At 58.7% G+C, this 25,207-nt stretch carries 24 protein-coding genes; 12 read left to right on the forward strand and 12 right to left on the reverse strand.

What is annotated here, in order from left to right:
* The first annotated feature begins 130 nt into the window (after window positions 1–130).
* A complete protein-coding gene (locus tag ABLV04_RS12050) occupies window positions 131–1,132 on the forward strand; it encodes a LacI family DNA-binding transcriptional regulator (protein WP_004229436.1) in 1,002 nt (333 codons plus the stop codon).
* On the opposite strand, the gene lysA is transcribed toward ABLV04_RS12050, so the two are convergent.
* Window positions 1,125–2,387, reverse strand: coding sequence for a diaminopimelate decarboxylase (gene lysA, locus ABLV04_RS12055; protein ID WP_023290909.1), 1,263 nt, complete (start codon window positions 2,385–2,387; stop codon window positions 1,125–1,127). The genes ABLV04_RS12050 and lysA overlap by 8 nt on opposite strands.
* A 136-nt stretch (window positions 2,388–2,523) precedes the next feature.
* Between lysA and ABLV04_RS12060 the strand changes: the two genes are divergently transcribed.
* Entirely contained in the window at window positions 2,524–3,450 is a 927-nt protein-coding gene (locus ABLV04_RS12060) for a LysR family transcriptional regulator (protein ID WP_023290910.1), read from the forward strand.
* Here ABLV04_RS12060 and ABLV04_RS12065 read toward each other — a convergent pair.
* Window positions 3,416–4,129, reverse strand: coding sequence for an aspartate/glutamate racemase (locus tag ABLV04_RS12065; RefSeq protein ID WP_023290911.1), 714 nt, complete (start codon window positions 4,127–4,129; stop codon window positions 3,416–3,418). The genes ABLV04_RS12060 and ABLV04_RS12065 overlap by 35 nt on opposite strands.
* 139 nt (window positions 4,130–4,268) lie before the next feature.
* Between ABLV04_RS12065 and ABLV04_RS12070 the strand changes: the two genes are divergently transcribed.
* Window positions 4,269–4,595 (forward strand): cupin domain-containing protein, encoded by a 327-nt coding sequence (locus ABLV04_RS12070; protein ID WP_023290912.1) that lies wholly within the window; start codon window positions 4,269–4,271, stop codon window positions 4,593–4,595.
* On the opposite strand, the gene ABLV04_RS12075 is transcribed toward ABLV04_RS12070, so the two are convergent.
* A complete protein-coding gene (locus tag ABLV04_RS12075; protein WP_072420552.1) occupies window positions 4,592–4,789 on the reverse strand; it encodes a hypothetical protein in 198 nt (65 codons plus the stop codon). The two genes, ABLV04_RS12070 and ABLV04_RS12075, sit on opposite strands and share 4 nt — an antisense overlap.
* Window positions 4,790–5,047: 258 nt before the next feature.
* Between ABLV04_RS12075 and ABLV04_RS12080 the strand changes: the two genes are divergently transcribed.
* The 4 genes from ABLV04_RS12080 to ABLV04_RS12095 are packed head-to-tail and all read left to right on the forward strand — an operon-like array spanning window position 5,048 to window position 9,276.
* Window positions 5,048–5,938, forward strand: coding sequence for a sugar ABC transporter permease (locus ABLV04_RS12080; RefSeq protein ID WP_002915995.1), 891 nt, complete (start codon window positions 5,048–5,050; stop codon window positions 5,936–5,938).
* Entirely contained in the window at window positions 5,931–6,833 is a 903-nt protein-coding gene (locus tag ABLV04_RS12085; protein WP_023290913.1) for a carbohydrate ABC transporter permease, read from the forward strand. The genes ABLV04_RS12080 and ABLV04_RS12085 overlap by 8 nt, the downstream gene beginning before the upstream one ends.
* Window positions 6,834–6,845: 12 nt before the next feature.
* Window positions 6,846–7,973: an ABC transporter ATP-binding protein gene (locus tag ABLV04_RS12090; protein ID WP_017899248.1), complete on the forward strand. Its 1,128-nt coding sequence runs from the start codon at window positions 6,846–6,848 to the stop codon at window positions 7,971–7,973.
* Between the two features lie 16 nt (window positions 7,974–7,989).
* Window positions 7,990–9,276 (forward strand): ABC transporter substrate-binding protein, encoded by a 1,287-nt coding sequence (locus tag ABLV04_RS12095; protein ID WP_032453986.1) that lies wholly within the window; start codon window positions 7,990–7,992, stop codon window positions 9,274–9,276.
* A 59-nt stretch (window positions 9,277–9,335) separates the two neighbouring features.
* Here ABLV04_RS12095 and ABLV04_RS12100 read toward each other — a convergent pair whose 3' ends face one another.
* From ABLV04_RS12100 to ABLV04_RS12115, 4 genes are all read right to left on the reverse strand, one after another.
* On the reverse strand, window positions 9,336–10,679 hold the full coding sequence (locus ABLV04_RS12100; protein ID WP_023290915.1) for a carbohydrate porin: 1,344 nt from the start codon (window positions 10,677–10,679) through the stop codon (window positions 9,336–9,338).
* Window positions 10,680–10,800: 121 nt separating this feature from the next.
* The gene (locus ABLV04_RS12105; RefSeq protein ID WP_032429209.1) at window positions 10,801–12,234 is read right to left on the reverse strand and encodes a glycoside hydrolase family 32 protein; all 1,434 of its coding nucleotides are present in this window, start codon (window positions 12,232–12,234) and stop codon (window positions 10,801–10,803) included.
* Window positions 12,235–12,253: 19 nt separating this feature from the next.
* Window positions 12,254–13,495 (reverse strand): MFS transporter, encoded by a 1,242-nt coding sequence (locus ABLV04_RS12110; protein ID WP_023290917.1) that lies wholly within the window; start codon window positions 13,493–13,495, stop codon window positions 12,254–12,256.
* A 12-nt stretch (window positions 13,496–13,507) separates the two neighbouring features.
* Window positions 13,508–13,642: a hypothetical protein gene (locus tag ABLV04_RS12115; protein ID WP_032429210.1), complete on the reverse strand. Its 135-nt coding sequence runs from the start codon at window positions 13,640–13,642 to the stop codon at window positions 13,508–13,510.
* A 94-nt stretch (window positions 13,643–13,736) separates the two neighbouring features.
* On the opposite strand from ABLV04_RS12115, the gene ABLV04_RS12120 reads away from it, so the two are divergent.
* Window positions 13,737–14,732 carry a LacI family DNA-binding transcriptional regulator gene (locus ABLV04_RS12120; protein ID WP_023290919.1) on the forward strand — a complete coding sequence of 332 codons (996 nt, stop codon included), beginning with the start codon at window positions 13,737–13,739 and terminating at the stop codon, window positions 14,730–14,732.
* On the opposite strand, the gene ABLV04_RS12125 is transcribed toward ABLV04_RS12120, so the two are convergent.
* Window positions 14,729–16,150, reverse strand: coding sequence for a sugar porter family MFS transporter (locus tag ABLV04_RS12125; protein WP_004205402.1), 1,422 nt, complete (start codon window positions 16,148–16,150; stop codon window positions 14,729–14,731). The two genes, ABLV04_RS12120 and ABLV04_RS12125, sit on opposite strands and share 4 nt — an antisense overlap.
* A gap of 296 nt (window positions 16,151–16,446) precedes the next feature.
* Entirely contained in the window at window positions 16,447–17,208 is a 762-nt protein-coding gene (gene kduD, locus ABLV04_RS12130) for a 2-dehydro-3-deoxy-D-gluconate 5-dehydrogenase KduD (protein ID WP_180266117.1), read from the reverse strand.
* A 483-nt stretch (window positions 17,209–17,691) separates the two neighbouring features.
* Here kduD and ABLV04_RS12135 point away from each other — a divergent pair, with 483 nt between their 5' ends.
* Window positions 17,692–18,867, forward strand: a complete 1,176-nt coding sequence (locus ABLV04_RS12135; RefSeq protein WP_180266118.1) for an oligogalacturonate lyase family protein — start codon at window positions 17,692–17,694, stop codon at window positions 18,865–18,867.
* Window positions 18,868–19,001: 134 nt separating this feature from the next.
* Here ABLV04_RS12135 and ompK26 read toward each other — a convergent pair whose 3' ends face one another.
* The 3 genes from ompK26 to ABLV04_RS12150 form a co-directional block, all read right to left on the reverse strand.
* Window positions 19,002–19,697 carry a KdgM family porin OmpK26 gene (gene ompK26, locus ABLV04_RS12140; RefSeq protein WP_004205398.1) on the reverse strand — a complete coding sequence of 232 codons (696 nt, stop codon included), beginning with the start codon at window positions 19,695–19,697 and terminating at the stop codon, window positions 19,002–19,004.
* Between the two features lie 250 nt (window positions 19,698–19,947).
* Entirely contained in the window at window positions 19,948–21,126 is a 1,179-nt protein-coding gene (locus ABLV04_RS12145) for an acetyl-CoA C-acetyltransferase (protein WP_044524632.1), read from the reverse strand.
* Between the two features lie 118 nt (window positions 21,127–21,244).
* Complete coding sequence (locus ABLV04_RS12150) at window positions 21,245–22,114, reverse strand: LysR family transcriptional regulator (protein ID WP_032453992.1); 870 nt, start codon at window positions 22,112–22,114, stop codon at window positions 21,245–21,247.
* Between the two features lie 102 nt (window positions 22,115–22,216).
* On the opposite strand from ABLV04_RS12150, the gene ABLV04_RS12155 reads away from it, so the two are divergent.
* From ABLV04_RS12155 to ABLV04_RS12165, 3 genes are all read left to right on the forward strand, one after another.
* The gene (locus ABLV04_RS12155) at window positions 22,217–22,678 is read left to right on the forward strand and encodes a multidrug/biocide efflux PACE transporter (protein ID WP_017899256.1); all 462 of its coding nucleotides are present in this window, start codon (window positions 22,217–22,219) and stop codon (window positions 22,676–22,678) included.
* Between the two features lie 123 nt (window positions 22,679–22,801).
* Window positions 22,802–24,031, forward strand: a complete 1,230-nt coding sequence (locus ABLV04_RS12160) for an amino acid permease (RefSeq protein ID WP_121936594.1) — start codon at window positions 22,802–22,804, stop codon at window positions 24,029–24,031.
* A gap of 120 nt (window positions 24,032–24,151) precedes the next feature.
* The gene (locus ABLV04_RS12165; protein WP_023290925.1) at window positions 24,152–25,030 is read left to right on the forward strand and encodes an aldo/keto reductase family oxidoreductase; all 879 of its coding nucleotides are present in this window, start codon (window positions 24,152–24,154) and stop codon (window positions 25,028–25,030) included.
* Window positions 25,031–25,207: the final 177 nt, after the last annotated feature.

The raw sequence follows: 25,207 nt of genomic DNA on the forward strand, positions 1-25,207 counted from the left end.
CCGGTTGGTCAGTTCCTGCTAAAAGCGTGATCGCGATGGTTTTTCCGCCCCGCCCCGTCGATATGTCCCTTTTCGGTCTGTGATAAACTGCGCCTTACCACGTGAAATCAGGAATCGATGAATGGCTACAATGCTGGATGTCTCAATTCGCGCAGGCGTCTCGAAAGCGACGGTTTCCCGCGTGTTGAACGGCACAGGTCAGGTGAAAGAGAGCACCCGCCAACAGGTCTTTAAAGCGATGGAAGAGCTGGGCTATCGGCCGAATTTCCTTGCCCGCTCGCTGGCCAATCAGACCAGCAACAGTATCGGGCTGGTCGTCTCCACCTTTGACGGCTTCTACTTTGGCCGTCTGCTGCAGCAGGCGTCACGCCAGACCGAAGCCTGGGGAAAACAGCTTATCGTCACCGACGGCCATGATACGCCGGAGCGCGAAGAGGAAGCGGTGCAGATGCTCGCCGACCGGCAGTGCGATGCGATCATCCTCTATACCCGGCATATGAGCGAGAAGGCGATCATGTCGCTGATTAACTCGATCGCCATGCCGCTGGTGGTGATTAACCGTGATGTGGCGCAGGCCCGCGAACGCTGCGTGTTCTTCGAACAGCAGGAAGCCGCCTTCCAGGCCGTGGAGTATCTGATTACCCAGGGCCACCGCGATATTGCCTGCATCACCGTCCCGATGCACACCCCCACCGGCCAGGCGCGCCTGCAGGGCTATCGCAACGCGCTGATAAAACATGGTATTGAGTGGGATCCGAGCCGGGTGAAATACGGGGACTCGACGATGACCCGCGGCTACGAGCTGTGCCGGGAACTGCTGGACGAGAAAGCCCGCTTCAGCGCGCTGTTTTCCTGTAACGATGATATGGCGCTGGGAGCGTCTAAGGCGCTGCATCAGGCGGGGCTGCGTATTCCGCAGGATGTGTCGCTGTTTGGCTTCGACGATGCGCCAAGCGCGAAATGGCTGGAGCCGGGGCTGTCGACGGTCTATCTGCCGATCGACAACATGATCACCACGGCGATCGATCAGGCGATCAAGCTTGCTAACCAGCAGCCGATCGAAACGATCCCGCCGTTCACCGGCACGCTGGTGTTGCGTGAGTCGGTGACGACGGGACCTTTTTTTAAATAAGCTCCAAGGCCAGCAGCTCCTGGATGGTCTGGCGACGGCGGATCAGCCGCGCCTTGCCGCCATCAAACAGCACCTCCGGCAGCAGCGGACGGCTGTTATAGTTGGATGACATCGAAGCCCCGTAGGCGCCAGTGTCATGGAGCACCAGATAATCCCCTGGGGCCACCGCCGGCAGCAGACGGGTCTCGACTTTCCCCCCTTCCTGCTGGGTAAAGACGTCCCCGGACTCGCACAGCGGCCCGGCCACCACGGTCTCCACCTGCGGCGCGGCGCTGAGATCGCGGCCATCCGCCGCCAGAGCGGTGATATGATGATAGCTGCCGTACATTGCCGGGCGCATCAGGTCGTTAAAGCCGGCGTCAATCAGCACGAAGTGGCGGCTGCCCATCTCTTTCACGCTGCGCACCTGCGACACCAGCACGCCGGACTCGGCCACCAGGAAGCGTCCGGGTTCAATCTCCAGTTTCACCGGGTGACCCAGATGGGTGGCGATCTGCTCCCGGGCGCGGTTCCACAGGCCATAATAGTGAGCGGTGTCGATGGCCTCTTCGCCCTCGCGGTAAGGAATAGACAGGCCGCCGCCGGCGGAGATGGCCTGCAGATCCTGACCAAAGTCGACAACCTGGCGCACCATCGCGCCGCACACCTGCTCCAGGTGACCATAGTCGACGCCAGAGCCGATATGCATATGGATCCCCACCAGCTGCAGCTGATAGCGACGCATCACTTCCAGCGCCGCCGGCAGGTGGCTGTACCAGATGCCATGCTTGCTGTTCTCACCGCCGGTATTGGTTTTCTGGCTGTGGCCGTGGCCAAAGCCCGGGTTGACGCGCAGCCAGACGCGATGGCCCGGCGACACTTCACCCAGCTGGCTCAGCATGTCGATCGAGCCGGCGTTCACCGGGATCTGTAACGCCTTGACGCGATCGAGGGTCGCCTCGTCGATCAGATCGGCGGTGAAGACAATATCCTCTGGATTCTGCTGCGGATCGTAGCCCGCCGCCAGCGCACGCTCGATCTCCCCCAGCGACACCGAGTCCACCTTCACCCCCTGCTCGCGCATCAGACGCAGAATATGGATGTTAGAGCAGGCTTTTTGCGCAAAACGCACCACATCAAACTGGCTGAGCTGGGCAATCTGGCGGCGAATAATCTGCGCATCATAGACCCAGACCGGGCAGCCAAATTCCGCCGGCAGGCGCAGCAGATTGTCCGCGGTCAGATCGGTATCGGTGGCGTAAAGCGAGTGTGGCATAAGAACTCCGGTGTAGTGCGTGTGTTGGTCGCTGTTTTTTCTGATTACGCCACAGCGCCGGACGAATAAAAAATATCGTTTTATCGCGACTCTATGCAAAAATGATATAGTTCCAGCCGAGCCTCAGGGAGACCGCATGCCAGCCGTCAATTTGCGTCATATCGAAATCTTTCATGCGGTGATGACCGCCGGCAACCTGACCGAAGCCGCGCGGATGCTGCATACCTCCCAGCCCACCGTCAGCCGCGAGCTGGCGCGCTTTGAGAAGGTGCTCGGCCTGCGGCTGTTTGAACGGACCCGCGGTCGCCTGCAGCCAACCGTGCAGGGCCTGCGCCTGTTTGAGGAGGTTCAGCGTTCCTGGTACGGCCTGGACCGCATCGTCAGCGCCGCCGAGAGCCTGCGCGAGTTCCGCCAGGGCGAGCTGTCGATAGCCTGTCTGCCGGTCTTTTCCCAGTCCTTTCTGCCGCTGCTGTTGCCGCCGTTCCTCGCCCGCTACCCGGAGGTCAGCCTGCAGATCGTCCCCCAGGAGTCGCCGCTGCTGGAGGAGTGGCTCTCCGCCCAGCGCCATGACCTTGGCCTGACGGAGACCCTGCATACCCCCGCGGGCACTGAACGCACCCCGCTGCTGACGTTGAATGAAGTCTGCGTCCTGCCCGCCGGCCATCCGCTGGCGGCGCAGACGACGCTGACCCCCGCCGATTTTCAGGGCGAGAACTACATCAGCCTGTCGCGCACCGACAGCTATCGCCAGCTGCTCGACGCCCTGTTCCTTGAGCATCAGGTCAAGCGGCGGATGGTGGTCGAAACCCACAGCGCGGCCTCGATCTGCGCCATGGTGCGCGCCGGCGCCGGGATCTCGGTGGTTAACCCGCTGACCGCCCTGGACTATGCCGATAGCGGCGTGGTGGTGCGCCGCTTCAGCGTCGAAGTGCCGTTTACCGTCAGCCTGATCCGCCCGCTCCATCGCCCGCGATCGGCGCTGGTCGACGCCTTCGTGACGCACCTGCAGCAGAGTCTGCCGCAGATCCTCACGCCGCTGGCGTCGGTTCTGCAGAGAGCATAAAGTTGACCGCGTCCTCAGCGTGGATCGCCGCGGTGTCAAAGACCGGCAGCGGGCTGAGCTCGGCAGGCACCAGCAGGCCAATTTCCGTGCAGCCGAAAATAACCCCTTCCGCCCCCTGCTCCGCCAGGGCGGCAATCACCTGCAGATAATAATCCCGCGACGCCTCGCTGAAGGTGCCGAGACAGAGTTCGTCGAAAATGATCTGATTGATCCGCGCCCGATCGTCGGCCTCGGGGATCAGCGTCTCGATGGCAAACTGCGCCTGCAGACGACCCCGGTAAAAGGTCTGCTCCATGGTATAGCGGGTGCCCAGCAGCGCGACCCGCCGCTGGCCCTTGGCGGCAATCGCCCTTCCGGTGGCGTCGGCGATATGCAGAAAGGGAACCTGGCAGCGGGCGGCGATGGCATCCGCCACCTTGTGCATGGTATTAGTGCACAGGACAATGCCCTCAGCGCCCGCCTGCTGCAGCCCAACCGCGGCGTCGGCGAGGATCGCGCCGGCGCGATCCCAGTCGCCGGTGGACTGACAGGCTTCAATCTCGTGAAAATCGACGCTATGCAACACCAGTCTGGCGGAGTGCAGCCCGCCCAGTCGCGCCTTCACGCCTTCATTAATCAGGCGATAGTAAGGGATCGTTGACTCCCAGCTCATGCCGCCTAACAGGCCAATGGTTTTCATCTTCTGCTCCTTATGTTGTTTCTGCCAGTGAAACAAACTTGTGATCAACTTTCCACTTCTCTGGCCGCGTATTTCTTTTTCATGAAGAGTGAGATAACTTAAGTGAAACAATGTTTCATTTTAACAACAGGATCGGCAGATGTTTATTTTCCATAAAGACACCACCCTTGAAGACCTTGGCAATGGCGTAACCCGCCGCATTCTGGCCCATGACGGCAAAATGATGGCCGTGGAGGTAAATTTTGCCGCCGGCGCCGTCGGCCCAATGCATAACCACCCTCACGAACAGCTCACCTACGTGCTCTCCGGCGAGTTCGAATTCACCATCGGCGAGGAGACGCGCGTCGTCAGCGCTGGCGATACGCTGTACAAGCAGCCGGGGATCATGCACGGCTGCGTCTGTCTGCAGCCCGGCACGCTGCTCGATACCTTTACCCCCATCCGCGAAGATTTCCTCCAGGGTTAATCCCTGTCGGGGGGCGCTTGCCGCCCCCGGTTATCTATCTGTACCTTCGAATAAAATATACCAGCAAAATCATTACCCTGATAATAATATTCCCCGCCTCGCTTACGCTGATATTTCATACTTTTCAGCCCCTCACAAACGCCTAAAATGCTTACCATCTCACCTTTTTGAAACATCGTTTCGACTTTGATCACATTTCCATCCAGATCTGCATGACGCGGAAATAAATCGCAATAAAATGAAATTAAAACGGTGTTTTATAAAAAAAGATCAGCATAAAAAAAGAGCCTGACGGCCCCTCCACGCTGGGCCAGTTAAAACCTAATCCATTCATTAACAAGGATATGTTAACCAGAGGAAGCGTTCAGACTTTTTTGCGTGGTTCGCGGCCAAAGGCCGACAGCGCCGCGTCACCGGATCCGTATTACAACTCGTAAGCCAGGTAGGTATGTATGAATGAAAACAAGCTGCTGGGATTGGCATGGATATCGCCCTATATCATCGGGCTGATTGTCTTTACCGCTTTTCCTTTTGTTTCATCTTTCTTTCTCAGTTTTACTGAGTACGACTTGATGAGTCCGCCGGTATTTAACGGCATTGAAAACTATCGCTATATGTTGACCGAGGATAGCCTGTTCTGGAAATCGATGGGGGTGACCTTTGCCTACGTCTTTTTAACCATCCCCTTAAAACTGGCTTTCGCCCTCGGCATTGCCTTTGTGCTCAATTTCAAACTGCGCGGTATCGGCTTTTTCCGCACCGCCTACTATATCCCGTCGATCCTTGGCAGCTCGGTGGCGATTGCCGTGCTGTGGCGCGCCCTGTTCGCCATTGACGGCCTGCTGAACAGTTTTCTCGCCGTCTTTGGCATCGATGCCATCAACTGGCTGGGGGAACCCTCGCTGGCGCTGATGTCGGTCACCCTGCTGCGCGTCTGGCAGTTTGGTTCCGCGATGGTCATCTTCCTCGCCGCGCTGCAGAACGTCCCGCAGTCGCAGTATGAGGCGGCGATGATCGACGGCGCCTCGAAGTGGCAGATGTTTATGAAGGTCACCGTGCCGCTGATCACCCCGGTGATTTTCTTCAACTTTATTATGCAGACCACCCAGGCGTTCCAGGAGTTTACCGGCCCGTACGTGATAACCGGCGGCGGCCCGACCTATTACACCTACCTGTTCTCGCTCTACATCTACGATACCGCCTTTAAGTACTTCGACATGGGCTATGGCGCCGCGCTGGCGTGGGTGCTGTTCCTCGTCGTGGCGGTCTTTGCGTCGATAGCCTTTAAGTCATCGAAATACTGGGTCTTCTATTCCGCCGATAAGGGAGGCAAAAATGGCTGATATTCAACAGATGGCGCCGGTGATAAGCGACGCCGATCGTGAGGTCGCCCGTACGCTGCGCCGGGAAAAGGTGAGCCGGGTGGTGCGCTACGTCGTGCTGGTGTTCGTCGGCCTGCTGATGCTCTACCCGCTGGCGTGGATGTTCTCCGCCTCGTTCAAGCCGAACCATGAGATCTTCACCACCCTCGGGCTGTGGCCGACTCACGCCACCTGGGACGGGTTCATCAACGGCTGGAAGACCGGCACCGAATACCATTTCGGCCACTATATGCTGAACACCTTTAAGTATGTGATCCCGAAGGTCGTGTTAACGATCATCTCCTCCACCATTGTGGCGTACGGCTTCGCACGCTTTGAGATCCCGTGGAAGAAGTTCTGGTTCGCGACGCTCATCACCACCATGCTGCTGCCGAGCACCGTCCTGCTGATCCCGCAGTACCTGATGTTCCGTGAAATGGGGATGCTGAACAGCTATCTGCCGCTGTATCTGCCGCTGGCCTTCGCCACCCAGGGATTCTTTGTCTTCATGCTGATCCAGTTTCTGCGCGGCGTCCCGCGCGATATGGAAGAGGCGGCGCAGATCGACGGCTGCAACTCCATCCAGGTGCTGTGGTATGTGGTAGTGCCGATCCTCAAGCCGGCCATTATCTCGGTGGCGCTGTTCCAGTTCATGTGGTCGATGAACGACTTTATCGGTCCGCTGATCTACGTCTACAGCGTCGATAAGTATCCCATCGCGCTGGCGCTAAAAATGTCTATCGACGTCACGGAAGGCGCTCCGTGGAACGAAATTCTGGCAATGGCGAGCATCTCCATTCTGCCGTCCATCATCGTCTTCTTCCTGGCTCAACGCTACTTCGTGCAGGGCGTGACCAGCAGCGGAATCAAAGGTTAAGAGGGAAATATCATGGCTGAAGTGATTTTCAACAAACTGGAAAAAGTTTACTCAAACGGGTTTAAAGCGGTGCATGGTATCGACCTGAAGATTGCCGATGGCGAATTTATGGTGATCGTCGGCCCTTCCGGCTGCGCCAAATCGACCACCCTGCGCATGCTGGCGGGTCTGGAGACCATCAGCGGCGGCGAGGTGCGGATCGGCGATAAGATCGTCAACAACCTGGCGCCTAAATCCCGTGGTATCGCGATGGTGTTCCAGAACTACGCCCTCTATCCGCATATGACGGTAAGGGAAAACCTCGCCTTCGGCCTGAAGCTGAGCAAGCTGCCCAAGGCGCAGATTGATCGGCAGGTGGAGGAAGCGGCGAAAATTCTTGAACTGGAGGAGCTGCTGGAACGTCTGCCGCGCCAGCTCTCCGGTGGCCAGGCGCAGCGCGTGGCGGTGGGCCGGGCGATCGTCAAAAAACCGGACGTCTTCCTGTTCGACGAACCGCTCTCCAACCTTGACGCCAAGCTGCGCGCCTCGATGCGCATCCGCATTTCCGATCTGCATAAGCAGTTGAAAAAATCCGGTAAACCGGCGACCACCGTCTACGTTACCCACGATCAGACGGAAGCGATGACCATGGGCGACCGCATCTGCGTGATGAAGCTCGGCCACATTATGCAGGTCGATACCCCGGACAACCTCTACCACCAGCCGAAAAATATGTTTGTCGCCGGCTTCATCGGCGCGCCGGAGATGAATATTCGCCCCAGCCAGCTGGTTGAGCACGACGGCCGCCTGTGCCTGACCCTGGGCGACCAGCGCCTGCCGTTGAACGACCGTCTGGCGGAGAAAGTCGGCGCGTATCAGCATCAGGAGGTGTTCTACGGGGTCCGCCCGGAATTCGTGTCGCTCTCCGACGCGCCGTTCGCCGAAGGCGGCTGCATGGGCGAGATGGTGCGGGTGGAAAACATGGGCCATGAGTTCTTTGTCTATCTGCAGGTCGCGGGCTACGAGCTGACCGCTCGCGTGCCGTCGGACGATGCGAAGCCGATGATAGCTAAGGGACTGAATCGAAAAGTCTATTTCACCTTTGATCTTAACAAGTGTCACATCTTTGACGCCAAAACCGAACAGAACCTCTCTCTGTGAACCCTGGAGCATAACAATGAAAAACGTGCTGATAAGCGCCACCCTCTCCGCCACCCTGGGCCTTAGCGCCTTCTCCTCGCTGGCGCAGGATGTCGACCTGCGTATGTCCTGGTGGGGGGGCAATGGCCGCCATCAGGTGACTCTCAAGGCGCTGGAGGCTTTTCACCAGCAATATCCCGATATCAATGTCAAAGCGGAATATACCGGCTGGGACGGCCATCTTTCGCGCCTGACCACCCAGATAGCCGGCGGCACCGAGCCAGACGTGATGCAGACCAACTGGAACTGGCTGCCGATTTTTTCGAAAAATGGCGAGGGTTTTTACGATCTCAACACTCTGAAAGACGAGATCGATCTCAGCCAGTTCGACGCCAAAGAGCTGCAGTCCACCACGGTCAATGGCAAGCTCAACGGCATCCCGGTGTCGGTCACCGCCCGGGTCTTCTACTTTAACGACGAAGCGTGGAAAAAAGCGGGCATCCCCTTCCCGAAAACCTGGGATGAACTGCTGGCGGCGGGGAAAACTTTCGAAAGCAAACTCGGGAAACAGTACTACCCGGTGGTGCTTGAGCACCAGGACGTGCTGGCCCTGCTCAACTCTTACATGGTGCAAAAATACAACCAGCCGGCCATCGATGAGAAAGGACGCAAATTCTCCTACAGCAAAGCGCAGTGGGCGGACTTCTTCGGCATGTATAAGAAGCTTATCGACAGCCATGTCATGCCGGACACCCGCTACTATGCCTCCTTCGGCAAGAGCAACATGTACGAGATGAAGCCGTGGATCCAGGGTGAATGGGGCGGGACCTACATGTGGAACTCCACCATCAACAAATATTCCGACAACCTGAAGCCGCCGGCGAAGCTGGTGCTGGGGGAATACCCGATGCTCCCCGGAGCCACCGATGCCGGACTGTTCTTCAAGCCTGCGCAAATGCTGTCGATTGGCAAATCGACGAAAAACCCGCAGGCGGCGGCGAAAGTGATTAACTTCCTGCTGAACAGTAAAGAAGGGGTGGATATTCTCGGACTGGAGCGCGGCGTGCCGCTGAGTAAAGCGGCGGTCACCTACCTGACCGAAGACGGGATCATCAAAGCCGACGATCCGGCGGTGTCCGGTCTGAAGCTGGCGCAATCCCTGCCCACCACTCTGCCGGTCTCGCCGTACTTCGACGACCCGCAGATCGTCGCCCAGTTCGGCACTACCCTGCAGTACATCGACTACGGTAAAAAGTCGGTGGAAGAAGCGGCCGAGGACTTCCAGCGCCAGACCGACCGCATTCTGCGCCGCGCGATGCGCTAACCTGCCCGTCGGAAACCTCCCGCGGCGTCCGCCGCGGGAGAGCCTGCCTGAGTATCCTGTCAGAAGAAATATTTAAAGCGCACCCGGGCGCCGTAGCGTTCATCGGGATTCCCACTCTTCGCTGCCGTGGAATCGAGCCACGAGGCGTAGGCGCCAAGGTAAATATTGAAGTTCGGCATCGCCATAATATTCGGCAACTGCCAGGAAGTATGCACGGTGTGGATGTCATAGCGCCCCGGCGCGAGGATTGCGCAGTCGTCATCGCACTCGCTGCTCACCCCGGCCATGTTGAACTGGTCGATTTTGTTATGCGCGTAGATATAGCCCAGCTCCACGCGATGCCACAGGGCGTTGATCCCGGCGCTGAAGTCGGTTTCGTCCGCCGCGTCCAGCAGGGCGGTACTCAGATTGACCACCGCCCCGTCCTGCGGATCGCTTTTCAGGGTGTTCCAGCTCATGGTCATCCCGTAGCCGGTACGGTTTGACTGGTCGACCCAGCGCCCGCCCTGGTTCTGATAGCCGTAGGCGTTGTTGACGAGGTTGCTCTCTATCGCCGCCGCCGCCGACCACGCGCCGGACTGCCACACCGCCACCGGCCGCACGTACACCACGTTTTTGCGGTTTTCCAGCGCATTACCGTGATAGTTCTGATCGACAAACAGCGAACTGCCATCCTCCACCAGGGTGTTAACCTCGAAATACCAGTTATCCACCGTTTTGCTGAACAGGAGGTTGCCGCCGCTGCTGCTGCGCCCGCGCCCCTCTTTCATCATGTAAATATAGCCATAGCCGTCGGAATAGAGGTCGTTGGCGGTATTTCCTGAATATTCAATAAAGGTATCCTGATTCAGGGGGAACATATCCCAGGCTTCAAAGCGGCCTATTTTTATTTTCCAGTCATCCTGCTGACCAAAGAAAAATACCGCATCATCGAGATTCATTTTGCCATCCATATCCGCCAGGGGCTGCACGCTGAATCCGGCATATTTCCCGTCGGCGCCATTACGTCTGCCATCGAAACCCAGCAGAATACGGCCATTAATATCCCAACGCTCTTTATCACCGGGCGCCCAGCTTTTATTCGCGCTGGTTTTGACCGACGTCAGGCTGCCGGTGCGGCTGGCGCCATCAAGATTAAATTCGACATCGCCATAAAATTTTAATTCGCCATTGTCGTTTAGCTGCAGGCGCGGCGTAGCCGGCGCCGCGCGGGCGACCGTCGTGGCCTGCTGCTGGCCTTTCAGCGTCTTAATCTCCGCCTCTGCGCTGGCGGCGCGCGCCTCCGTCGCCTTCAGCCGCTGCTCCATTTGCGCCAGCCGATCCTCCAGCGATAACGGCGCCTGCGCCATCGCCTGTGGCAGAGAGAGAGACGTGAGAAAACACCCGACCCAGATTTTATTCATCGGTAAACCCTTTTATTATGGAATGAACTAAATTTGTTATTAATGGGTAATGCACGACGATGCAGGCAATAATAACCCGCCCATCGTCAAAGACGGGTTATTAACGACAACAGCCTTATTATTATTCGAGCTGCCAGGCTCCGGCTTCAGTTAATGCCGCTGAGCCGCTCCAGGCAAATAACGCTAATTCACGGCGGGGAGCCTGCGGATAGATACGGCTGCTCAGGCAGGCTTCGCCGTCATTGACAAACACCTCCACCGAAGAGCTATCGAAAAATATCCGCAGATTGAGATCCGCCCCGGCGGTCAACGGCACGCTGCGCGTCCCGCACAGGCCATGCTGCGGATAATGCCGCTCCAGCACCAGACGCTGCTGCTGGGCATCCACGTAGAGGCGCAGGCCATCGCCAAAGCGCAGACCATACTGCTCGGCGCTGCTGCGGGCGCAGTTCCAGCGCAGGTTCACCTCCATCGCCTCGCAGTTGTCGACCATCGTGGTCTGCTGATTGTTCAGGGTGCTTACCGGCCACGGGAACCAGGCGCCGCGCAGACTCTCCACTTCTTTCGCCGGGCGCATCTGCAGGCGGTTATCCGCGCTCAGGCTCAGCTCGCGCGGCAGGGAGAGCATGCCCGCCCAGCCGTCCTGCTGCTCCGGCAGCGGTGATTCCCACATATCCAGCCAGCCAATCACGATCCGCCGGCCATCGGGGGTGGCGAAGCTTTGCGGCGCATAGAAATCGTGGCCGTGATCCATCTCTCTGAACTCGCCGTGGCGGACGAATCGCTGCCCCGGCTGCCACTCGCCGATCAGATAGCCGCTCTGGAACAGGTTGCGGTTGCGGAACCCCTCGGCCTGCATCCCCTGCGGGGAAAACATCAGAACGCGTTTGCCGTTGAGGGTGAAGAAGTCCGGGCACTCCCACATATAGCCCATGGCGCTTTCCGCTTCATCCAGCACCCCCACATCCTGCCACTGGCGCAGATCGGCTGAGCGGTACAGCCGCACCTGGCCGGTATCGCCTTCGCGCGCGCCGACGATCATGTACCAGCTGTCTCCTTCCCGCCAGACCTTCGGGTCGCGGAAGTGGTGCATGCCCGGCGGGGTGTCGACCACCATCCCCTGGCGCTCGAAGTGGATCCCGTCCCGGCTGGTGGCCAGACACTGAACCTGATACAGATTGGCTTCGTCGCCCGGATCGCCGTGGAATTTATGCCCGGTGTAAATCAGCGCCAGGGTATCGCCATCGACCACCGCCGAGCCGGAGAAGCAGCCGTCTTTATCCTCCGGCCCCTCCGGCGCCAGGGCCACCGGCAGATGCTCCCAGTGCACCAGATCCTTACTCCGCGCGTGCCCCCAGTGCATCGGCCCCCACTGAGTGGAGTACGGGTGATGTTGATAAAAGGCATGGTACCAGCCGTCGAACCACACCAGACCGTTTGGGTCGTTGATCCACCCGGCGCGGGCCGCCAGGTGATAGTGCGGATACCAGCGCAGATTGAGCGCCTGGCGTTGTGTCTGGAGTACCTGTTCAGCCCTGGAGATTGTGTAAGTCATCATTTTCACTCTTTTTGATTCAGACAGCGGTAGGTTGCGACACCAGCGGATCGGCGGAGGATTTGCCGGAGCGCAACAAGAAGATGGAAATAAAGGTGGTGCAGAACACCAGCAGGCCCATGATCAGATAGGACTGAGCGAAGCCATATTTTTCATAGCTGTAGCCCGCCAGCGGCGACAAAACGCTGGCGATAATCGAGCTGGTGCAGGCGAAGCCCACCAGATAGAGGGTGGAGGAGAGGCGTTTATCGAAGTTGATGCTGTTGTACTTAAAGATAGCCACCAGCAGTATCGGCAGCTCCACCGCGTGCAGCAGTTTAGTGATGGAGATCAGCAGCGGCCCCTCCACCAGGCCGGAGGCCACCATGCGCATCGCCATCACCATGCCGGCGAAAATCAGACCGTTTTTGGCGCCGATGCGGTTCACCAGCCACGGCGCGCAGAACATGCCGGCCGCCTCGAGGAACACCTGGAAGGAGTTGAGGTAGCCATACATCTCATTGCCTTCCTGCAGGGTCGCGAACTGCGATGAGAAATAGACCGGGAACTGCTGGTCATAGACGCCGTAGATGCAGGTGCCGATGACGAAGAATACCAGCGCCCAGAAGCGCGGCAGCGTCAGCAGGCGCAGCGCATCTTCCAGGGTCACCTTGCCGCCCGAAACCGCCTCCTGCATCGCATGCGGCGCCGAGGAGACGCGCAGCCGCGCCAGCAGGATAAAAAACACCAGCCCGGAACAGCTGGCGACGAGGAAGTTAAGCTGCGGATTGATGTTAAACAGCAGACCGGCGAAGAAGGTGGCCACCGCCCAGCCCAGCGAGCCCCACATCCGCGCCCTGCCGAATTCAAACTGGCTCTGGCGCGCCACGCGCTCGGTATAGGATTCCAGCACGCCAATGCCGCCGTTAAAGGTCAAGCCGATGTAGATCCCGCCGAAGATGCTGCCCAGCAGGACGTTAATTTTCAGCAGATGGCCGAACAGCAGATACGCCGGACCGGAGAGGATCAGCAGCGCGGTGATATACCAGAGCAGATGTTTGCGCAGCCCCAGCTTATCCTGGATAAAGCCATAGCAAACTTGCGCAAACAGCGCGGAAACCGACAGAACGGCGTAGATGATACCGGTATCGCCTGCCTTCAGCCCGACCTCCTGGTGCAGCCAGATGGAGAGCAAGGAGCCGGATGACGACCAGGTCACGAAAAAGAAAAACAGTAAGGCACTGAGCAACGGGTAGCTGTGTGAGTGATGCGCTTTCATCATGACATTCTCGTGTTAGAGGAATGCAATTATGGTAACGTTAACAAAAAACAAAGCGCAGGGGGATTCGCTGCGATACATGATGTTAATCACAAAAGTTAACGTTAACATAATGAAGATGCGATCGCGATCAAATATTAACCGCGGCAGCGTGGAGGACGAGGCTAGCATAAAATCGTTTCACGCTTTTACATCAGCGACTTAGTTGTATAGCCTGTACTCTGCAGCTATGGCGGAGGAAAAAATGGCGTCCCTGAAAGATGTAGCAAAACTGGCGAATGTATCTCTGATGACCGTCTCTCGGGCGCTGAACACCCCGGAGCGGCTCAAGCCGGAGACGCTGGCCCGCGTGCAGGCCGCCATCGCCGAAACCAACTATGTCCCCGACCTGTCGGCGAAAAAGATCCGCGGGGCGCGGGCCACCCCCAGCACCATCGGCGTGCTGGCGCTGGATACCGTCACCACCCCCTTCTCGGTGGAGATCACCCTCTCGATCGAAGAGACCGCCCGCGCCCACGGCTGGAACAGCTTTGTGGTCAACATGTTTTCCGACGATCGGCCGGAAGCGGTGGTCGACCTGCTCCTCTCCCACCGTCCGGACGGCATTATCTTTACCACCATGGGCCTGCGCCAGGTGCCGCTGCCGGACAAACTGCTGACCCTGCCCTGCGTGCTGGCCAACTGCGAAAGCCTCAGCCAGCCGGTGGCCAGCTATATCCCGGACGATGAGCAGGGTCAGTACGACGCGGTAAAAGCCCTGCTTGCCGCGGGCTATCGTCATCCGCTGTGCCTGCACTTACCCGCCAGCCAGCTGGCGACGATCCGCCGCCGTCAGGGGCTGGAGCGCGCCTGCCGGGAGGCGGGCATCGAACCGGACAGCCTGACCCACTCGTATATGGCTCAAGGCGATGAGCATTACCACGATATTCCGGGGGTGGTGATGGCGCATATCCGCGAGGGTAAACCCGGCTTTGACTCGGTGATTTGCGGCAACGATCGCATCGCCTTTATGGTCTATCAGACGCTGCTGGGCCAGGGGTTACGCATTCCACAGGACGTGGCGGTGGTGGGATACGACAATATGGTGGGCATTGGCGATCTGTTTCTGCCGCCGCTCTCCACGGTGCAGCTGCCGCACTACGACATCGGGCGCCTGAGCGCCCTGCATATCATTCACGGCGACAACCATCGGGAGACGCGCAAGGTCGCCAGCCCGTGGCTGCCGCGCGCCTCACATTAACGGTTACCGATGTTGCGCAGCTTCTCGCCCGCCATCAGGTTGCGCTCAATGTGCTCGAGGGTGACATTTTTGGTCTCCGGGATCAGCCAGAAGGTGACGCCGATAAAGGCCACGTTGAGCACCGTGTAGAGCCAGAAGGTCCCGGCGGCGCCGATCGCGTCAAGCAGCGTCAGGAAGGTGGCGCCGATGATCATGTTCGACACCCAGTTGGTGGTGGTGGAGCAGGTGATGCCGAAGTCGCGGCATTTCAGCGGCTGGATCTCGGAGCAGAGGATCCACACCACCGGCGCCGCGCTCATCGCATACCCGGCAATACACATCATGGTCATGCCGACGGAAAGCCAGGAGAGGCCGCTGGAGGCGGTGCCATTGTCGAACTGCATCAGGCAGTAGCCGAGCACCAGGGTGCCCAGCGCCATCACGCTGAAACCGATTTTCAGCGCCGGCTTGCGACCCGCTTTATCCACCGTGAACACCGCGATAAAGGTGGCAAACATAAAGGTCAGGCCCACCACCAGGGTGGCGATCATCTGCTGTTCGGTAGTGGTAAAGCCCGCCATTTTGAAAATACGCGGGGCGTAGTACATGATGATGTTCATGCCGGTGAACTGCTGCATCGCCTGCAGCAGCATGCCAAGGAACACCGCCCGGCGCACGTTACGATTGACCTTGAACAACGCCCAACCGCCCTGCTTCAGCTTCAGGCTTTCGCGGATCTCGTTAAGCTCATCGCGCGCCTTCTCCGAGGTATCGCGCAGCATCCGCAGCACCTCTTCCGCTTCGATATGGCGCCCTTTCTCCGCCAGCCAGCGAGGGCTGTTCGGCAGAAAGACGACCAGAACGATCAGGATCACCGCCGGCAGCGCCAGCACGCCCAGCATGGCGCGCCAGTTACCGCTGTAGCTAAAGGCGGTATCGGAAAGAAACGCCAGCACAATGCCGAGGGTCACCATCAGCTGATACATACTGATCATTTTTCCGCGCACGTTCTCGCTGGCCATTTCGGAGAGGTACAGCGGCGCGGTATAAGAGGCGATCCCAACGGCCACCCCCAACACCACGCGGGCCACCAGCAGCACTTCCACGCTGGCGGCAAAAGCGGAGCCGATAGAGCCGGCGACAAAAAGCACGGCCCCCGCCATCAGGCTGTATTTGCGGCCAAGGCGGAACGACAGCCAGCCGTTAAACAGCGCGCCTATCGCCGCCCCCAGCATCATGCTGCTGACCACCCACTCCTGAAGCTGGCTGGATAAGGTGAAGTGGTCGGTTATAAAGGGCAGCGCCCCGGATATCACGCCGATATCCAGGCCAAAGAGCAACCCCGCCACCGCCGCGGCGATAGAAACAAACCAGTTCATCCGCCGGGTGTCACGTTGCGCCCGCGGCGTTAATGCAGAGTCGTTACTGATTGAAGTCATTTTTATTCCTGCCACACAGAGAAAGACATAGGACGAAAGTACGTGACTGGCGGAGGAGTTTGTCAGGCTGGATACGCCAAAGATATGGACTATTTTGCTGGCAAGATGGGTTTTGTGATGGACATTAAACTTTCAAAGTAACAAAAAATTCGTTTCGCATAGTTAATAACCCTGTCCATACAGGGCGGTAACATTCATTCTGCACTCTGGAATATGGACGATCCTCATTTTACGGTATGGACAATAATTGCTCAGACGGCCGGGGCGATGAGTGTCGCGCCGACCGTCGCCGACGGTTAGCGCGCCAGCCAGCCGCCGTCCACCGCTACCGTGTAGCCATTGATGTAATCGGAGGCTGGGGAAGCGAGGAAGACCACCGGCCCCATCAGGTCGGACGGCAGGCCCCAGCGCCCGGCGGGAATGCGGTCGAGGATTTCGTTACTGCGCTGCTCGTCGGCGCGGAGCTGCTGGGTGTTATTGGTCGCCATATACCCCGGGGCGATGGCGTTGACATTGATATGGTGTTTAGCCCACTCGTTGGCCAGCAAGCGGGTAACGCCCATCACCGCACTTTTGGACGCGGTATACGACGGCACACGGATCCCGCCCTGGAACGACAGCATCGAGGCGATGTTAATGATCTTCCCGCCGCTGCCCTGGGCGATAAAGTGCTTCGCCGCCGCCTGGGACATGAAAAATACGCTCTTGATGTTGAGGTTCATGACGTCGTCCCAGTCCTTTTCGCTGAACGCCAGCGCGTCCTCGCGGCGGATGAGGCCGGCATTGTTGACCAGAATATCAATATGGCCAAACTCCGCCACCGCCCGCTCCAGCAGCTGAGGGATACCGTCGATCTGGCGCAGGTCGGCGGTCAGGCTGAGAAAGCGGCGTCCCAGCGCCGTCACCCGCTCGATAGTTTCCACCGGCTCGACAATATTGATACCGACAATATCGCAGCCCGCTTCCGCCAGCCCGAGGGCCATCCCCTGACCTAAACCGGTATCGCATCCGCTCACGACGGCCACTTTTCCCTGCAGGGAGAATGCATCAAGAATCATAATGTGTTCCTTAGTCGTTCAGAGCCTGCAGTGTGCAGGCAAGGTTCTCTCGGCCCGGCTCGCGCCGGCGGCGCGACTGAGCGTAGGGCGAACTCACGGGCATAGCCCATCATAAAAATAAAACAGAGTTCCGTTTTACTAATGGGTGCCATCTTAGCCCCGCTCCCTGTCATTTTCAATGATATTTAAAACGTCGTTTCATTTTTTATGACGTCGATTACAAAAAACGAAAAAGCGAACGGATGCGGCAACCCGCGCCGGACAGGAAGCGGTTTTAAAAGGATGATGATTCAACCGGTTGTCTGGAGAGACGGTCGAAGTGGGGCCAGCAGGCCGCGGAAGATGCGGGAATTGCGCTGAACTGCGTGAGACATCACAAATAATGAAACATTGTTTTGATAAATTGACACCCATCTTTTAAAACACATCACTCAGCGACACGCCTCTGGTCCAGCGGCATCGCAGGAAAGAAAGGAGCACTACATGGCTAAAGGCATGCGGGTCAAACTGAACTATCACGTCAGCCGCGATCCGGATACCGGGGCGGAAGTCACCCGCTTAACCCCCCCGGAGGTCACCTGTCATCGCAACTACTTCTATCAGAAGTGCTTTTTTAACGATGGCAGCCATTTACTGTTCGCCGGCGAGTTTGACGGCCACTGGAACTACTATCTGCTGAATATCGCCAGCGCCGAAGCCGTCCAGCTGACGGAAGGCGCCGGGGATAACACCTTCGGCGGCTTCCTCTCCCCGGACGATAAGTCGCTCTATTACGTGAAAAATGACCGTACCCTGCTGGAGGTGAACCTCACCACCCTCGCCGAGCGTGAAGTTTACCGCGTCAGCGAGGAGTGGGTCGGCTATGGCACCTGGGTGGCGAACAGCGATTGCAGCAAACTGGTAGGCATTGAGATTGCGAAAAGCGACTGGACGCCGCTCAACGACTGGCAGATTTTTCATGACTTTTTCCACAAAGGACCGCACTGCCGCCTGCTGCGCGTCGACCTGCGCAGCGGAGAGAGCCAGGTGATCCATGAGGAAAAAATCTGGCTGGGACATCCGATCTATCGTCCCTTCGACGACCATACCGTCGCCTTCTGCCATGAAGGGCCGCACGATCTGGTTGACGCCCGCATGTGGCTGGTCAATGAAGATGGCAGCAACGTGCGTAAAGTCAAAGCGCATGCCCCGGGGGAAAGCTGCACCCATGAATTCTGGGTCCCGGACGGTTCAGCGCTGATCTACGTCTCCTATCTGAAAGGCCAGCAGGGGCGGACGATCTATCGCTTTGATCCGGAGAGCGGCGTCAACGAGGCCCTGATGACGATGCCCGCCTGCTCGCATCTGATGAGCAATTTCGACGGTACGCTGCTGGTGGGCGATGGATCAGGCACGCCGGTCGATGTCAAAGATACCGGCGGCTACTCCATTGATAACGATCCTTATCTGTACGTCTTTAACGTGGCGGAGAAGCGCTACTTCCGCGTCGCGCGCCATGATACCTCGTGGGCGACGTTGGCCAACAGCCGCCAGGTGACGCACCCGCACCCCTCGTTTACGCCGGACGACAGCGCCATTCTGTTCAGCTCTGATAAAGACGGCAAGCCGGCCATCTATATCGCGAAATTACCTGACCATCCGCCGATGCTGAGCGCCTGAGCCCCGGCGAACGTTTTTCTGTAACTGGCCTTGCCCTCCTTCGCGGAGGGCTTTTTTTTGTTCCCCCGCTTTGGCCCATAAAAAACCCCGGCTGACGGCGCCGGGGAAAACAGACGATGAGGGCCTGATGGAAATCAGAATGAGTAAGCCACCCCGACGCGGAAACGGGTCTGGCGATCGCTGCGGTCATTCACGCCGACGTTGCCGATTTCACCATACGGCGACCAGTTGTTATCCAGCTTATAGGCTACCTTCACGTTATATTCCTGTGAGTAGGGTTTGTTGTCGTTGCGGTTCACCCCTTCCGAACTGCGGGCATAGACATAGTTCAGCTCGGTGCGCCAGTCGCCGAGGGCAAACCCGGCCCACGCGTCGCCGCGATTCACCTTGTCATCATCTTTACCGGCATCGTTCGGATAGCGGGTGTACTCATAGCGATAGCGAGCGGCGACATAGAAGCCATTGTCGAAACTGTACTGTACGTGCAGATGCGGCTTGTAAATGGAGCGGCTGTCGTTGCTCTCTATGGTAAACCCGGGGGTGAGGAAAAGGTTCGACGTCGCTTTCCAGCGCCAGCTGATGGTGTCTTCATGGCCGTTGCCCACCACGTCCGAATAGGGTTGCGAACCGTTGTCGCCGCCTGAACGCCATTTGGCCTCCACGGTAAAGCCTAGCCCGTTGGCGAAGCGGTGGGATACCGAGACGCGGTCGGCATTGCTTTTATCGCTCTTGCCGCCATCAATAAATTCATGACGTAAATCTATCGTGACCGCGGTTGCCGCAAAAGACATACCGCAGAGGGCGGCCAGAACCAGAGATCGTTTTAACATAGGGTACCCCTTATAATAAATAAAATGTCATTTCGTTTTTATGAAACGTTATTTTATTTTTTAAGAACCTCAGTTTTAGTGACCAGGATCGTAGTTATTTGTTTCAAAAAAGGTGGCACAACAAGACGTGACGGAGCTCAATAAATTGACGATGGGGAGAAGGGAAATACGGCAAAAAAGAGGGGGGTCGGCAAAGCGCGGCGCATAAAAAAGGCCTCCCGCAGGAGGCCATGGAAATCGACATTCAGCGCTACGCGCGCTCTACCGCCAGCGCCACGCCCTGACCGCCGCCGATGCACAGCGTCGCCAGCCCTTTACGCGCATCGCGCTTGATCATTTCATGCACCAGCGACACCAGAATCCGGCAGCCGGAGGCGCCGATCGGGTGGCCGAGGGCGATCGCGCCGCCGTTGACGTTGACCCGTCGCTCATCCCACTCCAGTACCCGGCCAACGGAGATAGCCTGAGCGGCAAAGGCCTCATTGGCTTCGATCAGATCGACGTCGTCCAGCCGCCAGCCGGCCCGTTCCAGACAACGGCGGGTGGCGTGCACCGGGGCGATGCCCATCAGCGCCGGATCGACGCCGACGCTGGCGAAGGCGCGGATCCGCGCGAGGATCGGCAGCCCCAGCTCCTCGGCTTTCGCCTCACTCATCATCATCACCGCCGCCGCGCCGTCATTGATGCTGGATGCGTTGCCGGCGGTCACCGATCCGAGACGATCGAAGGCAGGCTGCAGGCTGGCCAGCCCTTCCGCGCTGGCATCCACCCGCGGTTGTTCATCGGTATCTACGGTGCGCGCCGCGCCGTTATGCTCGGTAACGACCGGGACAATCTCATCGCGAAAGCGTCCGGAATCAATCGCCTTGCGCGCCTTATGCTGCGAGCTGAGCGCCCAGGCGTCCTGCAGTTCGCGGCTGATGCCGTATTCCCGGGCGAGGTTTTCCGCCGTGACGCCCATATGGTAATCGTTGAAGGCGTCCCACAGGCCGTCATGGACCAGACTGTCAATCAGCTGGCTGTTGCCCAGCTGGGCGCCGGTGCGGCTGTCGGTGAGGACATGCGGAGCGCGGCTCATGTTCTCCTGGCCGCCGGCGATCACCACGTCCGCCTCCCCGCACTGGATGGCCTGGGTGGCGAGGTGCAGGGCTTTCAGACCGGAACCGCAGACGTCGTTAATGGTGATAGCCGATACAGTGTTGGGCAACCCGCCGCGAATAGCGGACTGACGGGCCGGGTTTTGCCCGGTTCCCGCGGTCAGCACCTGGCCGAGGATCACCTCATCCACGCTCTGCGGATCGATTCCCGTCTTCTCCACCAGCGCCTTCACCACCACGCTACCCAGCTCAACGGCTGAATGGCGCGATAGCGCGCCCTGAAAGCAGCCAATCGGCGTTCGCAGCGCCCCGACGATCACGACATCCTTCATCCTCTACCCCTGCCCGTGCTTTTGCGCAAAGAAACAGCGATATACTAGATAATTGTTATCAAAAAACTTTGTAATTGTTTAAAAAAAGTGAGGCCAATCACAAAGAATTAGCCATTCGTTAACGTTCACGCCGCTGCAGATGCTGACGCAGCCAGCTGCCCGCCGCCCCGGGCGGCGCTTTCTTATTCCACAGCAGATCCACCGAAATCGCACGCGGCCAGCCGGGGATATCGAGCGCCACCAGCCCGCCCTGCGGCGCAAACTCCGCCACCAGGGCGCAGGGCAGAATGCACCAGCCGAAGCCCTGCACCGCCATGCTGAGCAGCAGCAGGTAGTTTGGCGCCGACCAGACCTGCCCGGCGGCAGGCTCCGTGGCGCTGGCCAGAAAGGTGCTCAAACGCAGCTCGCGCCAGCTGCGCAGCTCATCCCAGACAACCTTGCCCTGCGCCGCCAGCGGATGGTCAGGCGCCACGTAAATGCCCATCGCCGTCTGCAGCGGCAGGCGGGTGCTGCCGATATCGGTCGGGTAGCGCTCTCTCGCCTCAATCAATCCCACCTGGGCGCGGGATTTTTGCAGGAGATCGATCACGTCCTCATCTTCGCCAATCAAACACTCAAACTCGGTATGAGGGAAGCGGCGGTCAAACTGCACCAGCAGATCTTCCAGCACGTCCGGGTGCAGGGTGTCCGAGAGCACAAAGGTCAGTCGCGGTTCTGTCTCGCCGGACAGCGACACCGCCAGCTCATCCAGCCGCTCGCTGGCGGCGAGGATCGCTTTGACATAGCTCAGCACCTGCTCCCCCTGCGGCGTCAGCGTCGGCTGCCGCGTTGCCCGATCGAAGAGGGTCACCCCGAGGTCTGCCTCCAGGTTGGCGATAGCGGTACTGATCGTCGACTGGCTTTTCCGCAGGCGACGGGCGGCCGCGGAGAACGACCCGCTGTCAACGGCCTCGACAAAGGCGGTTAACGCTTCCGGTGAATAACGCATGATGTATCTACTTTATCGATGGTTTCTATCTTTTGTTTATCATATTTTTCCATAAACTGCCGGGTAATTTCCTGTTCAGGCTAAAACTGGAGGTAGCTCGCCATGCAACAGACCCCGCATCAGCGCAAGACGCTCACCGAACGCGTTATCCACGCCATCACCTTCGAAGGACTGGCGACGCTGATCCTCGCCCCCACCGCCGCCTGGCTGATGCAGCGTTCGGTGGTGGAGATGGGCGGGCTGAGCATTCTGCTCGCCACCCTGGCGATGGTATGGAACATCATTTATAACGCGGCTTTCGATCGCCTGTGGCCGGTCTCCCGCGTCCCCCGCCGGCTGAAAGTGCGGGCGCTGCACGCGATCGGCTTCGAGACCGGCTTTGTTATCATCGGCGTCACCATGGTGGCTATCGTGCTGGGGGTATCGCTACTGCAGGCGTTTATGCTGGAGATCGGCTTCATGCTCTTCTTCCTGCCCTACACCATGGCGTTTAACTGGGTCTGGGACACCCTGCGCGAGCGCGTGATCCGTCACCGCCGCCCGCGCCAGGCGGCACGCGGCTAGCCCCGTGGCGGATCCTTCGCGATCCGCCGCGACTTTATCACCAAAAACTATCGCAACAGATGAACCATAAATATGGTAAATTGCACTCCTTTTTTTTGGTTTGACGGTTGATAAAGTCGCATAATGTCTAAAATTTGGTCTAAAGAAGAAACTCTATGGAGTTTTGCCTTATATGGCACTGCAGTAGGCGCTGGGACGCTATTTCTACCGATCCAGCTGGGTTCGGCTGGCGCCATCGTCCTTTTCATCACCGCGCTGGTCGCCTGGCCGCTCACCTACTGGCCTCACAAAGCGCTGAGCCAGTTTATTCTCTCGGCCAATATCGCGCCGGGAACCGGGATCACCGGCGCAGTCAATCACTACTATGGTAAGAAAATTGGCAACCTGATCACCGGCCTCTATTTCCTCGCCTTCTTTGTGGTCGTGCTGATCTACGCCGTGGCCATCACCAACTCGCTGGCCGAGCAGGTGGCGCATCACACGCCGATGACGCCTGCGCTACGCGCGCTGCTGAGTCTTGGCGTGGTGCTGGTCCTTAATCTGATCTTTCTCATGGGCCGGCAGATCACCATCAAGGTGATGGGCTTTCTGGTCTTCCCGCTCATCGCCTGCTTTCTGTTTCTCTCCCTCTATTTAATTCGCGACTGGCATCCGGAACATCTCACCAGCCAGATGCAGTTCAGCTCGCAGACGCTCCACCAGGTCTGGATCTCCATACCCGTGATGGTTTTCGCTTTTAGCCATACGCCGATCATCTCGACTTTTGCTATCGACCAGCAGGAGAAACACGGCGACCTGGCCATGGGTAAATGCAAAAAAATCATGAAGGTGGCCTACACCATCATCTGCGCCAGCGTGCTGTTTTTCGTCTTCAGCTGCCTGCTGGCTATCCCGGCGACCTATATTGAGACCGCCCGCGATCAGGGGGTGACTATCCTCTCCGCCCTGTCGATGATGCCCGGCGCGCCGGGCTGGCTGGCGGTGACCGGCATTATCGTCGCCGTGGTCGCCATGTCGAAATCCTTTCTCGGCACCTACTTCGGGGTCATTGAAGGCGCCAGCGAAATCGTCAAAAGCTCGCTGGGCCTGATGGGCGTGCGCAAGAGCCGCGCCTTCAACCGCGCGATGTCGATCATGCTGGTCTCCGCCTTCACCTTTGCGGTGTGCTTTATCAACCCGAATGCGATCTCGATGATCTACGCTATCAGCGGACCGCTTATCGCCATGATCCTGTTTATCATGCCCACGCTGTCAACCTGGCTTATCCCGGCGCTGAAGCCGTATCGCTCGGTGGGGAATGCCATCACTCTGGTGGTCGGCCTGCTCTGCGTCTCCGTGATGTTCTTCGGCTAATCCGCCTCCGGCGACAGCGGCTTGCCTGAGCCGCTGTCGCACATTCTGACAACATTCTCGCCCTTCCCTTCCTTGTGAGCGCATTACACTTACGGCTTAGCCACCGTGAGGAGAGTTCCTATGTCCAGTGTCACCTTATCCGGTCGCGGCACGCTCGGCGATCGCCAGGTCTATCGGTTGGGTTACGGGGCCATGCAGCTGGCCGGCCCCGGCGTCTTCGGCCCGCCGAAAGATCCTGAAGAAGCGGTGCGCGTGCTGCAGGCCGCCGTCGAAGCTGGGGTAAACCATATCGATACTTCGGATTTCTATGGCCCCCATGTGACCAATCAGCTGATCCGCAAAGCGCTTCACCCCTACCCCGACGATCTGTGCATTGTCACCAAGGTCAGCGCCCGCCGTGACGAAAAAGGCAACTGGCTGCCGGCCATGTCGCCCGCTGAACTGACCCAGGCCGTCGAGGACAATTTGCGTCACCTGGGGCTCGACGTGCTGGAGGTGGTGAACCTGCGCAGTATGCTGAGCCCCCACGGCCCGGTGGAGGGGTCGCTGGAGGCGCCGCTCGCCACCCTGCTGGAGCTGAAGGCGCGAGGATTGATCCGCCATATTGGCCTTAGCAACGTGACGGCAAAGCAGGTGGCGGATGCGCAGAAAATGACGCCTATCGTCTGCGTGCAAAACCTCTATAACATTGCCCATCGCGCCGACGACGCGCTGGTGGATGCGCTGGCCGCCCAGCACATCGCCTGGGTCCCCTTCTTCCCGCTGGGCGGTTTTACCCCGCTGCAGGCGCAGGAGCTGAACGAGGTCGCGGCCTCGCTTGAGGCGACGCCGATGCAGGTCGCCCTCGCCTGGCTACTCCAGCGCGCGCCCAATATTCTGCTGATCCCCGGCACCTCATCCCGCACGCACCTGGCGGAAAATATTGCCGCCGCCGGGCTGGTTCTGCCAGCGGATGCGCTACGCATCCTGGATAATATCGCCAATCGCGCGCATTCCTGACCCCTCAGGCTAAATGGAGGGAACGACTTCCCTCCTCAATATTTGCCTGGAAAAACCTCAACACTGCTGGCACTATAGATCCTACAAATGGGGCATGATCGACGATCGTTTTCTCATTATCCCCGTTAATTAAACTTAAGTTTTTTTCCTTCGACCGGTCTCCAGCTTGGAGGCCGT

This window comes from Klebsiella sp. JN_Kp127 (genome assembly GCF_040062505.1).
Lineage (GTDB): Bacteria > Pseudomonadota > Gammaproteobacteria > Enterobacterales > Enterobacteriaceae > Klebsiella > Klebsiella quasipneumoniae.

Coding starts and splice junctions, on each gene's coding strand:
- ABLV04_RS12050 (WP_004229436.1), top strand. CDS start 131: ATGCTGGATGTCTCAATTCGCGCAGGCGTCTCGAAAGCGACGGTTTCC.
- lysA (WP_023290909.1), bottom strand. CDS start 2,387: ATGCCACACTCGCTTTACGCCACCGATACCGATCTGACCGCGGACAAT.
- ABLV04_RS12060 (WP_023290910.1), top strand. CDS start 2,524: ATGCCAGCCGTCAATTTGCGTCATATCGAAATCTTTCATGCGGTGATG.
- ABLV04_RS12065 (WP_023290911.1), bottom strand. CDS start 4,129: ATGAAAACCATTGGCCTGTTAGGCGGCATGAGCTGGGAGTCAACGATC.
- ABLV04_RS12070 (WP_023290912.1), top strand. CDS start 4,269: ATGTTTATTTTCCATAAAGACACCACCCTTGAAGACCTTGGCAATGGC.
- ABLV04_RS12080 (WP_002915995.1), top strand. CDS start 5,048: ATGAATGAAAACAAGCTGCTGGGATTGGCATGGATATCGCCCTATATC.
- ABLV04_RS12085 (WP_023290913.1), top strand. CDS start 5,931: ATGGCTGATATTCAACAGATGGCGCCGGTGATAAGCGACGCCGATCGT.
- ABLV04_RS12090 (WP_017899248.1), top strand. CDS start 6,846: ATGGCTGAAGTGATTTTCAACAAACTGGAAAAAGTTTACTCAAACGGG.
- ABLV04_RS12095 (WP_032453986.1), top strand. CDS start 7,990: ATGAAAAACGTGCTGATAAGCGCCACCCTCTCCGCCACCCTGGGCCTT.
- ABLV04_RS12100 (WP_023290915.1), bottom strand. CDS start 10,679: ATGAATAAAATCTGGGTCGGGTGTTTTCTCACGTCTCTCTCTCTGCCA.
- ABLV04_RS12105 (WP_032429209.1), bottom strand. CDS start 12,234: ATGACTTACACAATCTCCAGGGCTGAACAGGTACTCCAGACACAACGC.
- ABLV04_RS12110 (WP_023290917.1), bottom strand. CDS start 13,495: ATGATGAAAGCGCATCACTCACACAGCTACCCGTTGCTCAGTGCCTTA.
- ABLV04_RS12120 (WP_023290919.1), top strand. CDS start 13,737: ATGGCGTCCCTGAAAGATGTAGCAAAACTGGCGAATGTATCTCTGATG.
- ABLV04_RS12125 (WP_004205402.1), bottom strand. CDS start 16,150: ATGACTTCAATCAGTAACGACTCTGCATTAACGCCGCGGGCGCAACGT.
- kduD (WP_180266117.1), bottom strand. CDS start 17,208: ATGATTCTTGATGCATTCTCCCTGCAGGGAAAAGTGGCCGTCGTGAGC.
- ABLV04_RS12135 (WP_180266118.1), top strand. CDS start 17,692: ATGGCTAAAGGCATGCGGGTCAAACTGAACTATCACGTCAGCCGCGAT.
- ompK26 (WP_004205398.1), bottom strand. CDS start 19,697: ATGTTAAAACGATCTCTGGTTCTGGCCGCCCTCTGCGGTATGTCTTTT.
- ABLV04_RS12145 (WP_044524632.1), bottom strand. CDS start 21,126: ATGAAGGATGTCGTGATCGTCGGGGCGCTGCGAACGCCGATTGGCTGC.
- ABLV04_RS12150 (WP_032453992.1), bottom strand. CDS start 22,114: ATGCGTTATTCACCGGAAGCGTTAACCGCCTTTGTCGAGGCCGTTGAC.
- ABLV04_RS12155 (WP_017899256.1), top strand. CDS start 22,217: ATGCAACAGACCCCGCATCAGCGCAAGACGCTCACCGAACGCGTTATC.
- ABLV04_RS12160 (WP_121936594.1), top strand. CDS start 22,802: ATGTCTAAAATTTGGTCTAAAGAAGAAACTCTATGGAGTTTTGCCTTA.
- ABLV04_RS12165 (WP_023290925.1), top strand. CDS start 24,152: ATGTCCAGTGTCACCTTATCCGGTCGCGGCACGCTCGGCGATCGCCAG.